General features: G+C 64.5%; 24 protein-coding genes. All 24 read left to right on the top strand.

Going from position 1 to position 12,341, the window contains the following annotated elements; translation table 11 throughout:
* Window positions 1–107: EF-Tu C-terminal domain-related protein (locus IEY31_RS14405; protein ID WP_146237215.1), on the top strand; the 107-nt coding region annotated here is incomplete at its 5' end.
* Window positions 108–112: 5 nt separating this feature from the next.
* Window positions 113–436, top strand: a complete 324-nt coding sequence (gene rpsJ / locus IEY31_RS14400; RefSeq protein ID WP_014685998.1) for a 30S ribosomal protein S10 — start codon at window positions 113–115, stop codon at window positions 434–436.
* Entirely contained in the window at window positions 433–1,068 is a 636-nt protein-coding gene (gene rplC, locus IEY31_RS14395; RefSeq protein ID WP_188973179.1) for a 50S ribosomal protein L3, read from the top strand. Before rpsJ ends, rplC begins: the two co-directional genes overlap by 4 nt.
* A 2-nt stretch (window positions 1,069–1,070) precedes the next feature.
* Complete coding sequence (rplD, locus tag IEY31_RS14390; RefSeq protein ID WP_188973177.1) at window positions 1,071–1,691, top strand: 50S ribosomal protein L4; 621 nt, start codon at window positions 1,071–1,073, stop codon at window positions 1,689–1,691.
* Entirely contained in the window at window positions 1,688–1,975 is a 288-nt protein-coding gene (locus IEY31_RS14385; protein WP_188973175.1) for a 50S ribosomal protein L23, read from the top strand. The genes rplD and IEY31_RS14385 overlap by 4 nt, the downstream gene beginning before the upstream one ends.
* Before the next feature lie 13 nt (window positions 1,976–1,988).
* Complete coding sequence (gene rplB / locus IEY31_RS14380) at window positions 1,989–2,822, top strand: 50S ribosomal protein L2 (protein WP_188973173.1); 834 nt, start codon at window positions 1,989–1,991, stop codon at window positions 2,820–2,822.
* 14 nt (window positions 2,823–2,836) lie between these two features.
* Window positions 2,837–3,124: a 30S ribosomal protein S19 gene (rpsS, locus tag IEY31_RS14375; RefSeq protein WP_029483695.1), complete on the top strand. Its 288-nt coding sequence runs from the start codon at window positions 2,837–2,839 to the stop codon at window positions 3,122–3,124.
* Entirely contained in the window at window positions 3,121–3,576 is a 456-nt protein-coding gene (rplV, locus tag IEY31_RS14370; RefSeq protein ID WP_188973171.1) for a 50S ribosomal protein L22, read from the top strand. The genes rpsS and rplV overlap by 4 nt, the downstream gene beginning before the upstream one ends.
* Complete coding sequence (gene rpsC, locus IEY31_RS14365; protein ID WP_188973169.1) at window positions 3,576–4,325, top strand: 30S ribosomal protein S3; 750 nt, start codon at window positions 3,576–3,578, stop codon at window positions 4,323–4,325. Before rplV ends, rpsC begins: the two co-directional genes overlap by 1 nt.
* Window positions 4,325–4,750 carry a 50S ribosomal protein L16 gene (gene rplP / locus IEY31_RS14360; protein WP_188973167.1) on the top strand — a complete coding sequence of 142 codons (426 nt, stop codon included), beginning with the start codon at window positions 4,325–4,327 and terminating at the stop codon, window positions 4,748–4,750. The genes rpsC and rplP overlap by 1 nt, the downstream gene beginning before the upstream one ends.
* Window positions 4,737–4,943 carry a 50S ribosomal protein L29 gene (rpmC, locus tag IEY31_RS14355; protein ID WP_039682863.1) on the top strand — a complete coding sequence of 69 codons (207 nt, stop codon included), beginning with the start codon at window positions 4,737–4,739 and terminating at the stop codon, window positions 4,941–4,943. The genes rplP and rpmC overlap by 14 nt, the downstream gene beginning before the upstream one ends.
* Window positions 4,940–5,230, top strand: coding sequence for a 30S ribosomal protein S17 (gene rpsQ / locus IEY31_RS14350; RefSeq protein ID WP_188973165.1), 291 nt, complete (start codon window positions 4,940–4,942; stop codon window positions 5,228–5,230). Before rpmC ends, rpsQ begins: the two co-directional genes overlap by 4 nt.
* A complete protein-coding gene (gene rplN, locus IEY31_RS14345) occupies window positions 5,227–5,631 on the top strand; it encodes a 50S ribosomal protein L14 (RefSeq protein ID WP_029483701.1) in 405 nt (134 codons plus the stop codon). Before rpsQ ends, rplN begins: the two co-directional genes overlap by 4 nt.
* Window positions 5,631–5,978 (top strand): 50S ribosomal protein L24, encoded by a 348-nt coding sequence (gene rplX, locus IEY31_RS14340; RefSeq protein ID WP_373289176.1) that lies wholly within the window; start codon window positions 5,631–5,633, stop codon window positions 5,976–5,978. The genes rplN and rplX overlap by 1 nt, the downstream gene beginning before the upstream one ends.
* 57 nt (window positions 5,979–6,035) lie before the next feature.
* Window positions 6,036–6,575 carry a 50S ribosomal protein L5 gene (rplE, locus tag IEY31_RS14335; RefSeq protein WP_188973163.1) on the top strand — a complete coding sequence of 180 codons (540 nt, stop codon included), beginning with the start codon at window positions 6,036–6,038 and terminating at the stop codon, window positions 6,573–6,575.
* A gap of 19 nt (window positions 6,576–6,594) precedes the next feature.
* Window positions 6,595–6,780: a type Z 30S ribosomal protein S14 gene (locus IEY31_RS14330; RefSeq protein ID WP_136389854.1), complete on the top strand. Its 186-nt coding sequence runs from the start codon at window positions 6,595–6,597 to the stop codon at window positions 6,778–6,780.
* Window positions 6,781–7,154: 374 nt separating this feature from the next.
* Window positions 7,155–7,556: a 30S ribosomal protein S8 gene (gene rpsH / locus IEY31_RS14325; RefSeq protein ID WP_188973161.1), complete on the top strand. Its 402-nt coding sequence runs from the start codon at window positions 7,155–7,157 to the stop codon at window positions 7,554–7,556.
* Between the two features lie 114 nt (window positions 7,557–7,670).
* Window positions 7,671–8,228: a 50S ribosomal protein L6 gene (gene rplF, locus IEY31_RS14320; RefSeq protein WP_188973159.1), complete on the top strand. Its 558-nt coding sequence runs from the start codon at window positions 7,671–7,673 to the stop codon at window positions 8,226–8,228.
* Complete coding sequence (rplR, locus tag IEY31_RS14315) at window positions 8,228–8,566, top strand: 50S ribosomal protein L18 (protein WP_039682880.1); 339 nt, start codon at window positions 8,228–8,230, stop codon at window positions 8,564–8,566. The genes rplF and rplR overlap by 1 nt, the downstream gene beginning before the upstream one ends.
* Complete coding sequence (gene rpsE, locus IEY31_RS14310; protein WP_188973157.1) at window positions 8,556–9,149, top strand: 30S ribosomal protein S5; 594 nt, start codon at window positions 8,556–8,558, stop codon at window positions 9,147–9,149. The genes rplR and rpsE overlap by 11 nt, the downstream gene beginning before the upstream one ends.
* Window positions 9,150–9,160: 11 nt before the next feature.
* Window positions 9,161–9,328: a 50S ribosomal protein L30 gene (rpmD, locus tag IEY31_RS14305; RefSeq protein WP_184134150.1), complete on the top strand. Its 168-nt coding sequence runs from the start codon at window positions 9,161–9,163 to the stop codon at window positions 9,326–9,328.
* Window positions 9,325–9,837, top strand: coding sequence for a 50S ribosomal protein L15 (gene rplO / locus IEY31_RS14300; protein WP_188973153.1), 513 nt, complete (start codon window positions 9,325–9,327; stop codon window positions 9,835–9,837). Before rpmD ends, rplO begins: the two co-directional genes overlap by 4 nt.
* Before the next feature lies 1 nt (window position 9,838).
* On the top strand, window positions 9,839–11,185 hold the full coding sequence (gene secY, locus IEY31_RS14295) for a preprotein translocase subunit SecY (RefSeq protein ID WP_188973151.1): 1,347 nt from the start codon (window positions 9,839–9,841) through the stop codon (window positions 11,183–11,185).
* A gap of 140 nt (window positions 11,186–11,325) precedes the next feature.
* Window positions 11,326–11,919, top strand: a complete 594-nt coding sequence (locus tag IEY31_RS14290) for an adenylate kinase (RefSeq protein WP_188973149.1) — start codon at window positions 11,326–11,328, stop codon at window positions 11,917–11,919.
* Window positions 11,920–12,341 lie beyond the last annotated feature (422 nt).

The following is a 12,341-nucleotide window of genomic DNA, read 5'->3' as shown; positions in this document are numbered from 1 at the left end:
TGGTGGAACTGATCAAGCCCATCGCCATGGAAGAAGGCCTGCGTTTCGCCATCCGCGAAGGTGGCCGCACCGTCGGCGCCGGCGTGGTCACCAAGGTCCTGGAGTAATAGCAATGGTTGCCCCGAAGATTCGCATCAAACTGCGTGGTTTTGACCACAAGGCGCTGGACCAGTCCGCGAGCAAGATCGTGGACACCGTCCGGCGCACCGGGGCGGACGTGAGCGGCCCAGTGCCGCTCCCCACCCGCATCCGTCGCTTCTGCGTGCTGCGCTCCCCCTTTGTAAACAAGGACAGCCGCGAGCACTTTGAAATCCGTACCCACAACCGTCTGGTGGACATCATGAACCCCACCAAGAAGACCATCGACTCCTTGATGACCCTGGACCTGCCTACCGGCGTGGACATTGAAATCAAGACGGTGGGAGGCCGCGCATGAAGGGCCTGCTGGGTACCAAAATCGGCATGACCCAGATCTGGAAGGGCGACCGCGCCGTTCCGGTGACCGTTGTGCTGGCGGGTCCCTGCCCCGTCGTGCAGCGCAAGACCGCCCAGACCGACGGGTACGAGGCCGTGCAGATCGGCTTTGCTCCCAAGGCCGAGCGCAAGGTCAACCGTCCGGCGATGGGTCACTTCAAGAAGGCCGGGGTCAGCCCCGTGCGCTTCCTGCGTGAATTCCGCAACTTCAACCCCGAGGGTGACACCGTCAGTGTGGACATCTTCGCCGAGGGCGAGAAGATCGACGCCACCGGCACCAGCAAGGGCAAGGGCTTCCAGGGCGTCATCAAGCGCTGGCACTTTGCCGGCGGTCCGGCCAGCCACGGCACCAAGAAGTGGCACCGTCGTCCCGGCTCCATCGGCCAGCGCAAGACGCCCGGCCGCGTGTACAAGGGCAAGAAAATGGCGGGTCACATGGGCACCGACCGGATCACTGTCCAGAACCTGGAAGTGGTCGAGGTGCGTGCCGATGAGAACCTGATCCTGGTCAAGGGCGCAATCCCTGGTGCCAACGGTGGGCTCGTGGTGCTGCGTCAGGCCGTCAAGACCCGCACGCCGAAGGGAGGCAAGTAAACATGGCGCAGATTAACGTCATCGGACAGAACGGTGGTCGTCAGATCAGCCTGGACCTGCCCGAAGCCAACGCAAACCTGCTGCACGAAGTGGTGACCTGGCAGCTTGCCAGCCGCCGCCGCGGCACCGCGAGCACCAAGACCCGCGCGCAGGTGAGTGCCACCGGCAAGAAGATGTACAGCCAGAAGGGCACCGGTAACGCCCGTCACGGCGACCGCACTGTTCCGACCTTTGTGGGCGGCGGCGTGGCCTTCGGCCCCAAGCCCCGCAACTACGGCTACACCCTGCCCCGCAAGGTGCGTCAGCTCGGACTGGCGATGGCCCTCTCGGACCGCCAGCAGGAAGGCATGCTGACGGCCGTGGACGGCTTCGGCCTGGACGGCAAGACCAAGGGCTTCGTGTCCTGGGCCGCCGACAACGGCATGAACGGCACAGAGAGCGTGCTGCTCGTGACCGACGACGCCGTGGCCCGTCAGGCCGCGCGCAATGTCCCCTGGGTGACTGTGCTGGCCGTCGCCGGCCTCAACGCCTACGACATCCTGCGCCATGACCGCCTCGTGATTGACGCCGTGGCTCTGGAGCCCGCTCAGGACGAGCAGGCTGAAGAAGAGGGTGCTGCATGAGCTACTACGACATCATCCACCAGCCGGTGATCAGCGAGAAGGCCTACGCGGGCATGGAGCGCGGCGTGTACTCGTTCTGGGTGAGCCCCAAGGCCACCAAGACCGAGATCAAGAGCGCCATCCAGCGCGCCTTCGACGTGTCCGTGGTGGGCATCAGCACCATGAACGTGCGCGGCAAGCAGAAGCGTGTGGGCCGGTTTACCGGAACCCGCAACGACCGCAAGAAGGCGGTTGTCCGTCTCGCCGAGGGTCAGCGCATCGAGCAACTCGAAGGCCAGGCCTAAGGAGAGATTGAATATGGCCGTTAAAAAGTACCGTCCGTATACCCCGTCGCGCCGTCAGATGACGACCGCCGACTTCAGCGGACTGACCAAGAAGCGCCCGGAAAAGGCCCTGACTGAGGGCATCTCCAAGTCCGGTGGGCGCAACAACCGGGGCCGCATCACCAGCCGCTTCATCGGCGGCGGGCACAAGCGCCTCTACCGCATCATCGACTTCAAGCGCCGCGACAAGTCCGGTGTGGTCGCCAAGGTCGCTGCGATTGAGTACGATCCCAACCGCAGCGCCCGCATCGCCCTGCTGCACTACGCCGACGGCGAGAAGCGTTACATCCTGGCTCCCGAGGGCCTGAAGGTGGGCGCGTCCGTCAACGCCGGTCCCGAAGCCGAACCCAAGCTGGGTCACGCCCTGCCGCTGCGCTTCGTGCCGGTCGGCGCGGTGGTGCATAGCGTGGAACTCGTTCCCGGCAAGGGCGCACAGCTCGCCCGCAGCGCCGGCACGAGCATCCAGGTGCAGGGTAAGGAAAGCGACTACGTGATCCTGCGTCTGCCCAGCGGCGAACTGCGCCGCGTGCACAGCGAGTGCTACGCCACCATCGGCAGCGTGGGCAACGCCGAGCACAAGAACATCAACCTGGGTAAGGCCGGGCGCAGCCGCTGGCTGGGCCGCAAGCCGCACCAGCGAGGCAGCGCCATGAACCCGGTGGATCACCCACACGGCGGTGGTGAAGGCCGTACCGGCGCAGGCCGCGTGCCCGTTTCGCCGTGGGGCCAGCCCAGCAAGGGCCTGAAGACCCGCCGCAAGCGCAAGGTCTCTGACCGCTTCATCATCACCCGCCGCGGCGGGAAGTAAGGAGGGCGAACCCTATGCCCCGTAGCCTCAAGAAAGGCCCGTTCGTCGATGACCACCTGCTGAAAAAGGTGGACGTCCAGAACGAGAAGAAAGACAAGCGAGTGATCAAGACCTGGTCGCGCCGCTCCACCGTGGTTCCCGAGATGATCGGCCACACCATCGCTGTTCACAACGGCAAGCAGCACATCCCCGTGTTCGTGAACGAGCAGATGATCGGCCACAAGCTCGGCGAGTTCTCGCCCACCCGCAGCTACCGGGGCCACGGCTCCGAGAAGAGCAGCAAGGGGAGCAAGAAGAAATGACCGCTGCTACCTCCAACACCGGCGCTGCTCCGGAACAGACATACCGCAACAAGAAAGAGCGCAAGCAGCTCGTCAAGCTGCGCCGTCCCGGCTACGCCGTGGCGAAATACGTCCGCATCAGCCCCCGCAAGGTGCGTCTGGTGATCGACCTGGTGCGCGGCAAGACCGTGCGTGACGCCGAGGACCTGCTGCGCTTCGTTCCCCGCGCCGCGTCCGAGCCGATCAGCAAGGTGCTGAACAGCGCCAAGCACAACGCGCTGCACAACGACCAGATGCTCGAAGACCGTCTGGTGATCACGGCGGCCTACGTGGACGCCGGTCCTACCCTCAAGCGCTTGATTCCCCGCGCACGCGGCAGCGCCAACATCATCAAGAAGCGCACCAGCCACATCACCATCATCGTGGGCGAGCGCGAACAGGGCCGTGCGACGGGCAACAAGGGGCGCAACTAATGGGCAATAAAATCAACCCGAACGGCTTCCGCCTGGGCATCACCCGTGGCTGGAACAGCCGCTGGTACGCCGGCAAGAAGCAGTACGCGGGGCTTCTCCGGGAAGACGAGAAGATCCGCAACCTGATTGACAAGAAGCTGTCTGCCGCTGGCATTGCCCGCGTCGAGATCGAGCGTGCCGGTCAGCAGGTCAACGTGATCATCTCCGCCGCCAAACCCGGCATCGTGATCGGCAAGGGCGGGGACAGCATCAAAGGCCTGCGTGGCGACATCGAGCGTCTGGTGTCTGCGGGTACCGTGGCCGTGAACGTCGCCGAGATTCCCAACCCTAACATCAGCGCGCCCCTGGTGGCCCTGCGTATCGCCGAGCAGATTGAGCGCCGCTTTGCGTTCCGCCGCGCCATGAAGCAGGCCGCGCAGCGTGTGATGGAGTCCGGCGCCCGCGGCGTCAAGATTGTCCTCTCGGGCCGTCTGGGCGGGGCCGAGCAGGCCCGTACCGAGAAGGTGCTGGAAGGCCGCGTGCCGCTGCACACCCTGCGCGCCGACATCGACTACGGCACCGCGCTGGCCCGCACCAGCTACGGCATTCTGGGCATCAAGGTGCTGGTGTTCAACGGTGAGGTGATCGGTGGCAGAACCGAGACCCTGGCCCGTCCCACCCGCCGCGATGACCGGCCCCGCCGCGAAGACGGTGACCGTCCCAACCGCCGCCGTCCGGCCGCTGGCCGCCGTCGCCCCGGAGGTGAATGATGCTTCTTCCCAAGCGCACCAAGTACCGCAAGCAGCACCGCGGCCGGATGACCGGCGACGCCAAGGGCGGCGACTACGTGGCCTTCGGCGACTTCGGCCTGATTGCCATGGAGCCCGCGTGGATCCGCAGCAACCAGATCGAGGCCTGCCGCATCGTGATGAGCCGGCACTTCCGCCGCGGCGGTAAGATCTACATCCGTATTTTCCCCGATAAGCCCGTCACCAAGAAGCCTGCCGAAACCCGAATGGGTAAGGGTAAGGGCGCGGTGGAATTCTGGGTCAGCGTCGTGAAGCCGGGCCGCGTGATGTTCGAGGTCTCCGGCGTGACCGAGGTGCAGGCCAAGGAAGCCTTCCGCCTGGCCGGTCACAAGCTGCCCATCCAGACCAAGATGGTCAAGCGCGAGGTTTACGATGAAGCCCAGTGAGATGCGCGAACTGGGGGCCGACAAGTTCGCCTCCGAGATCGAGTCCCGCAAGAAGGAATTAATGGAGCTGCGCTTCCAGGCGGCCATGGGCAACCTGGCCCAGCCGCACCGCGTCACGCAGCTCCGCCGTGAAGTGGCCCAGCTCAACACCATCCGGCATGAGCAGGCCCGCAAGCAGGGAGAGCAGGCATGAAGAAGACCTTTACCGGCGTCGTCGTCAGCGACAAGGCCGACAAGACCGTCAGCGTCAAGGTCGAGCGCCGTTTTGCTCACCCGCTGTACGGCAAGGTCGTCACGCGCAGCAGCAAGTACGCCGCGCACGACGAGACCAACGAATACAAATTGGGTGACCGCGTGGAGATCGTTGCCGTGCGCCCCATCTCCAAGACCAAGACCTGGAAGGTCACGCGTCTGATCGAGCGCCCCCGTGGCACCGAGACGACCGCCGTGGAAACCGAACGGGCCGGGAGTGAGGCATGATTCAGACCCAATCCCGTCTGGACGTGGCCGACAACAGCGGCGCCCGCGAGATCATGTGCATCCGCGTGCTGAACTCCGGCATCGGCGGCAAGGGCCTGACCTCGGGCGGCGGCGGCAATAAGAAGTTCGCACACGTCGGTGACATCATCGTCGCCAGCGTCAAGGACTCTGCCCCCCGCGGCGCCGTCAAGTCCGGCGACGTGGTCAAGGCCGTGATCGTCCGTACCGCGCACGCCGTCAAGCGTGCGGACGGCAGCACCATCCGCTTTGACAAGAACGCTGCCGTCATCATCAACAACCAGGGCGAGCCTCGCGGCACCCGCGTTTTCGGGCCGGTGGCCCGCGAGCTGCGTGACCGCCGTTTCATGAAGATCGTGTCCCTGGCCCCGGAGGTGCTGTAATGCCCCGTCCTAGCGCCGGAAGCCACCACAACGACAAGCTGCACGTCAAGAAGGGCGACAACGTCGTCGTTCTTAGCGGCAAGCACAAGGGCCAGACCGGCAAGGTCCTGCTGGCGCTGCCGCGGGACCAGAAGGTTGTTGTGGAAGGCGTCAACATGGTCACCAAGAACGTCAAGCCCAGCGCCGGCAACCCCAACGGTGGTCAGGAACAGCGCGAGCTGGCCCTGCACGCCAGCAAGGTGTCTATCGTGGACCCTGAAACGGGCAAGGCGACCCGCGTTCGCCGCGCCATCGTGGACGGCAAGAAAGTCCGCGTGGCTGTCGCGAGCGGCAAGAACATCGACTGAGTTCCAGGGTCACGCCTGGCGTGACCTGGGCGACCCGTCCGCCCGAAAGGTAGAAACATGCAACAGCTCAAGCAGAAATACAACGAAACGGTCAAGCCCGCGATGATGCAGCAGTTCGGCTACTCATCCGTGATGGCCGTGCCACGCATCGAGAAGATCGTGATCAACGAGGGCCTGGGCAGCAGCAAGGAAGACAGCAAGGCGATCGACAAGGCCGCCAAAGAACTGGGCCTGATCACGCTGCAAAAGCCCATCATCACCAAGGCCAAGAAGAGCATCTCCAACTTCAAGCTGCGTCAGGGCATGCCGGTGGGCATCAAGGTCACGCTGCGCGGCGAGCGCATGTACGTGTTCCTGGAAAAGCTGATCAACATCGGCCTGCCCCGGATCCGCGATTTCCGTGGGATCAACCCCAACGCCTTTGACGGCCGCGGGAACTACAACCTGGGTATCAAAGAGCAGCTGATTTTCCCGGAAATCACCTATGATATGGTCGACAAGGTGCGTGGGATGGACATCACCATTGTGACCTCCGCGAAAACCGACGAAGAAGCCCGCGCCCTGCTGCAAGGCATGGGCCTGCCCTTCCGCAAGTAAGGCGGGGGCAAAGGACGTTATGGCGAATACCTCCAAAGTTGTCAAGGCGGCGCGCGGCCACAAGTTCGCCGTGCAGAACTACAGCCGCTGCTCGCGCTGTGGCCGCGCCCGTGGCTACTACCGTTTCTTCGGCATGTGCCGCATCTGCATCCGCGAGATGGCGCACAAGGGCGAACTGCCCGGCGTGAAGAAAGCGAGCTGGTAAGCAGCACTCTCAGTGTGAGACCCAGAAAGAGACTCCCCGGTTGGGGGGTTTTTTTTGGCCTGTTCCTGAACGCAGGAAGCGTGGGCAATGGGGCCTGACTTAAGAGCAGGAAGCCCGTGTTGTCACGTCCGCCGCAACCTGCTACACTCTTTCCTTGCCGCACCTGCGGCAGTGTTCGTGCTGTACCCCCTGGATACGAACCGCTCAATTTTGAATGGTGATCGTCCAGTGGCGGCTTTCCGACCCAACAGAAGGATTCGGCGGCACCTTTTCCGCCAGGCGTTCCAATGGGGAGAACTGCAGTCCATGTCGAGTGAGAGATGGACCGCGCCTGCCGGGGCAGTGGCTATGGGCCGCGCCTCTGGAGGAGACACATGCTGAGTGATCCAATCGCTGACATGCTCACGCGTATTCGCAACGCGACGCGCACATTCAAGGAGACCGTGGACATCCCGGCCTCCAAGTTCAAGGAAGAACTGGCCAAGCTGCTGGTCAAGGAAGGCTATGTGGCCTCCTACGAGCGTCTGGTCCCTGAGGGCCAGAAGTTCGACGTGCTGCGCCTGACCCTCAAGTACGGTCAGAAGCGTGAGCAGGTCATCAAGCACATCGAGCGCATCTCCCGTCCGGGACGCCGCGCCTACGTGAGCGCCGAGAATCTGCCCCGCATCCAGCGCGGCCTGGGCGTGGCCGTGGTGTCGACCTCGCGTGGTCTGCTGCCCGACCGTGAAGCCCGCAAGCAGGGCGTCGGCGGCGAAGTCGTCTGCGTTCTCTGGTAGGTCCGGCTCTCTTTCACTGAGCGGCCCGAAGTTCTGGTAGGGGCGAGGCCCCGAACCACACGCACCTGACCTCAGCCTCAGCGCGAGGACTGACTTAAGGCAAGGAGGACATTCATGTCCCGAATTGGTAAATCCCCCATCCCCATGCCCAGCGGCGTGACCTACAGCGCCGACGATGGCCTGTTCAAGGTCAAGGGGCCTAAAGGCGAACTGTCTGTTCCCTTCAACAAGGAACTGAGCATCAAGCAGGACGGTGACCAGTTGCTGGTCGAGCGTCCCAGCGATGCCCAGCGCCACCGCGCCCTGCACGGCCTGACCCGCAGCCTAGTCTACAACGCGGTTAAGGGCGTCAGCGACGGCTTCACCATCAACCTGGAGCTGCGCGGCGTCGGTTACCGCGCCAAGCTGAACGGCCGGACGCTGGAGCTGACCATCGGCTACAGCCACCCCGTGGTGATTCAGCCGCCCGAGGGCGTGACCTTCACCGTGCCGGAACCCACCAAGATCGACGTGAGCGGCATCGACAAGCAGCTCGTCGGCCAGGTGGCCGCCAACGTCCGCAAGGTCCGCAAGCCCGACGCCTACCACGGCAAGGGTGTGCGCTTCCTTGGCGAGAAGATTGCCCTGAAGGCCGGTAAAGCCGGTGCGACGGGCGGGAAAGGGAAGAAATAATGGCCGCTCAAAATACCGTCCGCCGCAAGCTGCGCGCGCGCCGCAAGGTCCGCACCGCCGCCGGGGAGCGCCCGCGCCTGAGCGTGTTCCGCTCCAGCAAGCACATCTACGCCCAGATCATCGACGACGCTTCCGGCACCACCCTGGCCGCCGCCAGCAGCGCCAAGCTCAAGAGCGGCACCAAGTCTGATACCGCCGCTGCCGTGGGCAAGGCCCTGGCCGAAGCTGCCGCCGAGAAGGGCGTCAAGCAGGTGGTCTTTGACCGTGGGCAGTACCGCTACCACGGACGCGTGAAGGCGCTCGCAGACGCGGCGCGGGAGGGTGGCCTTGACTTTTAATCGTAGAAATGACCGCAACGCGGACCGCGAGAGCAGCGAATTCGAAGAGAAGATGCTGTTCGTCAACCGCACCTCCAAGACCTACCAGGGTGGGCGCCGCTTCCGCTTCGCCGCGCTGGTGATCCTGGGTGACCGCAACGGTCGCGTCGGGATGGGCATTGGCAAGGCCAAGGAAGTGCCGGTCGCCATCGAGAAGGCCAAGACCATCGCGCGCAAGAACATGATCATGGTTCCGGTCGAGAACGGCACCATTCCGCACGACATCGTGGGCGTCAACAGCACCTCGCAGGTGCTGCTCAAGCCCGCCGGACCCGGTACGGGCGTGATCGCCGGAACCGTGCCGCGTTCGATTGCCGAACTCGCGGGGATCACCAACCTGCTGTCCAAGGAACTGGGTAGCCGCAACAAGATCAACGTGGCCTACGCCGTGTTCGACGGGCTGCGCAACCTGCGCACCGCCAAGCAGGTACGTGCGCTGCGCGGCATCGACGTGACCCGTACCGCTCAGCCTGTCCAGACCGCTGCCGCGCAGTCGGCCACCACCCAGGGTGGAGCGGCCATCGCCGGAGGTGCCCAAGAATGACCGCAAAACCTATCAAAATCACCCTCAAGCGCAGTGTGATCGGGCGTCCCCAGAACCAGGTGGACACCGTCAAGGCGCTGGGCCTGAGGCGCATCGGCGACAGCCGTGAGGTCAGCGACACCCCCGCCCTGCGCGGCATGGTGCGGACCGTTCAGCATCTGCTGGAGGTGGAAGCATGAAGCTCCACGATCTGAAGCCCGCCGAGGGCAGCCGTAAGCCGCGCAAGCGCGTTGGTCGCGGTCCCGGTGGCGTCGACAAGACCGCCGGCCGCGGTCACAAGGGCCAGAAGTCGCGCAGCGGCGCCGGCAAGGGCCCCTTCTTCGAGGGTGGCCGCAGCACGCTGATCAGCCGCCTGCCCAAGCGCGGGTTCAACAACGTCGGCACCACCTACGAAGTCGTGAAGCTCTCGCAGTTCAATGACATCGAAGGGCTCGACACCTTTGACCGCACTGTGATGGAGCTTGTGGGCCTGGTGCGCCGCAAGAACCGTCCTGTCAAGCTGCTCGCCAGCGGTGAGCTGGCCCGCGCTGTGACCATTCACGTGGACGCCGCGAGCGAGGCTGCCATCAAGGCGGTTGAAGCGGCCGGCGGCAGCGTTGTGCTGCCCGCGCCCAAGCCTGCGGCCCCCAACAAGGAAGACCGCGCCGCCGCCCGCGTGGCCAAGCAGCAGGCCGAGAAGGCCGAGTAACATGCTGCGCGCCTTCCGCGACGCGTTCCGGATCCCGGACCTGCAGCGGAAGATTGTCTTCACCTTGCTGTTGCTGGCGGTGTACCGTCTGGGGAGTGCAATTCCCACCCCAGGCGTCAACACCGCCGCACTGAGCAACGCCACCTCGGGTGGCTTGTTTGGTTTAATCAGCATGATCTCGGGAGGCAATCTCTCGCAGTTCTCGATCTTCGCGCTCGGGGTGCTGCCGTACATCACGGCCAGTATCGTGATTCAGCTGATGACCACCACCATTCCCGCCCTGGAAAAGCTGTCCAAGGATGGGGAGGAGGGCCGCAAGAAGATCAACCAGTTCACGCGCTACTCGGCCATCGGGCTGGGCGCGGTGCAGGCGCTGTTCTTCTCGCTGTTCGTGACCAGCAACGCGTCGTACGTCGCGGTGGGCTGGACGCCGGGCCTGTTCACGGTGCTGGTAATGGTCCTGACGCAGGTGGCGGGCATCGCCTTTACCATGTGGATCGGCGAGCGCATCACCGAAGTCGGCGTGGGCAACGGCATTTCGCTGATCATCACGGTGGGCATCATCTCGGCTTACCCGCGTGAGATTGCCGCCACGGCGCAACTGTTCCGCACCGATCAGGTGCAGCTGCTGTCTTTGCTGGCCTTTATTGCCATCATTCTGGTGACGATTGCGGGTATCGTTTACGTTTACCAGGGCGAGCGGCGGGTACCGGTGACGTACGCACGTGCCCGCGGCGGCGCGCCCACGGCCGCCGCCGGGTCCGCCTCGGCGGCCCAGTCGCGCGGCGCGGGGCAGGCCACTTGGCTGCCCATCAAGGTCAACCAGGCCGGCGTGATTCCGGTGATCTTTGCCAGCGCCATGCTGATTATCCCCAACCTGATTGCCAGCGCCACGGCCACCCGTGCGCCGGAAGTCAGTGCGTGGCTGAACTCCAACCTGGTGTTCGGACAGCCGCTGTACATCCTGCTGGAAGCCACGCTGATCTTCGGATTCACGTACCTGTACAACAGCGTGCAGTTTGATCCCAAGCGGATTGCCGAGCAGCTGCGCGAGGCCGGGGGCTTTATTCCCGGCGTCCGCCCCGGCACGCCCACCACCGAGTACCTGGGCAGCATCAGCAGCCGCCTGAGCCTGTGGGGTGCAATCTTCCTGGTGGTGCTGACGGTCGTTCCGCAGATCGTGCAGCGCGTCACGGGTATCACCACCTTCCAGTTTTCCGGCACGGGCCTGCTGATCATCGTGGGCGTGGCGCTGGAAACCCTCAAGCAGCTTGAGGCCCAGCTGACGGTGCGCCGCTATGACGGCTTCATCAGCAAGGGCCGCATTCGCGGACGCCTGAACAATTGAACGTCTGACGCACTGTGGGAACCGCCTGCCTGTCCGGGGGCGGTTCTTCGTTGTTCCCGGCGGCCGTGACCCGTGCCCCGAACCGGGAGAACAAGAGAGGACCAGCCGTTAGACTGACAGCCAACTTACGGAGGAACCCAATGACCCAACCGAAGAACAAAGTCGTTATTTTTCTGGGCCCACCCGGTGCCGGGAAGGGCACGCAGGCCGAGCGTCTGGCTGCCGAACAGGATCTGGTCAAGATCAGCACCGGCGACATCCTGCGCGATCACGTGCAGCGCGGCACCGACCTGGGCCAGCAGATCAAACCCATGCTGGATGCGGGTCAGCTGGTTCCCGATGACATCCTGATCGCCCTGATCCGGGACCGTCTGGCGGACATGGAAGGCGTCCGCGTAATTTTCGACGGGTTCCCGCGTACCCGCGCCCAGGCCGAGGAGCTTGACGTGCTGCTGGAGGAACTGGGTGCCCCGGTCAATCACGTGCCGCTGCTGGAAGTCCCCGACGAGCTGCTGATCGAGCGTATCGTTGAGCGTGGGCGGCAGGCGACAGCCAGCGGCGGGTCCGGTCGCAGCGACGACACCGAGGAAGTGGCCCGCAAGCGCCAGGACGTGTTCCGCGAGCAGACCCAGCCGCTGATCGACTATTACGGCGCACGCGGCCACCTGAAGCGTGTGGACGGCGTGGGCAGCATGGACGAGGTGTACACGCGGATCCTGGACGGAATGAAGTAAAGTTTCATGCGTGAAACGAGAGGCCGGGGCGGCGACGCCTGCGGCCTCTGTTCTGTTTTGCGGCCAGGTGCGCGCGTCGGACATGAGCGCTGATCTCCAGACTGCGGTGCCAGGCTTGCGGCAACAACGTGCAGCTGTGGCTCCTACGCTGTGACCAGGATATAGAGTCAAAACTTGTCGGGAGTCCTGAGTTCCGGAACCATTCTCGCGCTGGCCCCGGACTCCGGCAACGCGACCAATGTCCGTCAGCTGGCCACCCCGGGCAGGTGTAGCCCAATCTGAATGCATTGGAGGGGTGCTGTGGGGCGAGTGCCAGGGCAGCGGGAAGACCCCTTGCGTGACGGCTGTCGACCTGAGCGGCCCGCTGGCGAAAGGCTCCTGCCCCAGCCGCAAGGCTCCCTGCAAGTATGGGCTGGCGCTGC

Origin of the sequence: Deinococcus aerolatus (genome assembly GCF_014647055.1) — a bacterium.
GTDB classification, from domain to species: Bacteria; Deinococcota; Deinococci; order Deinococcales; family Deinococcaceae; genus Deinococcus; species Deinococcus aerolatus.
This window is presented reverse-complemented; position numbering and strand designations above follow the sequence as displayed.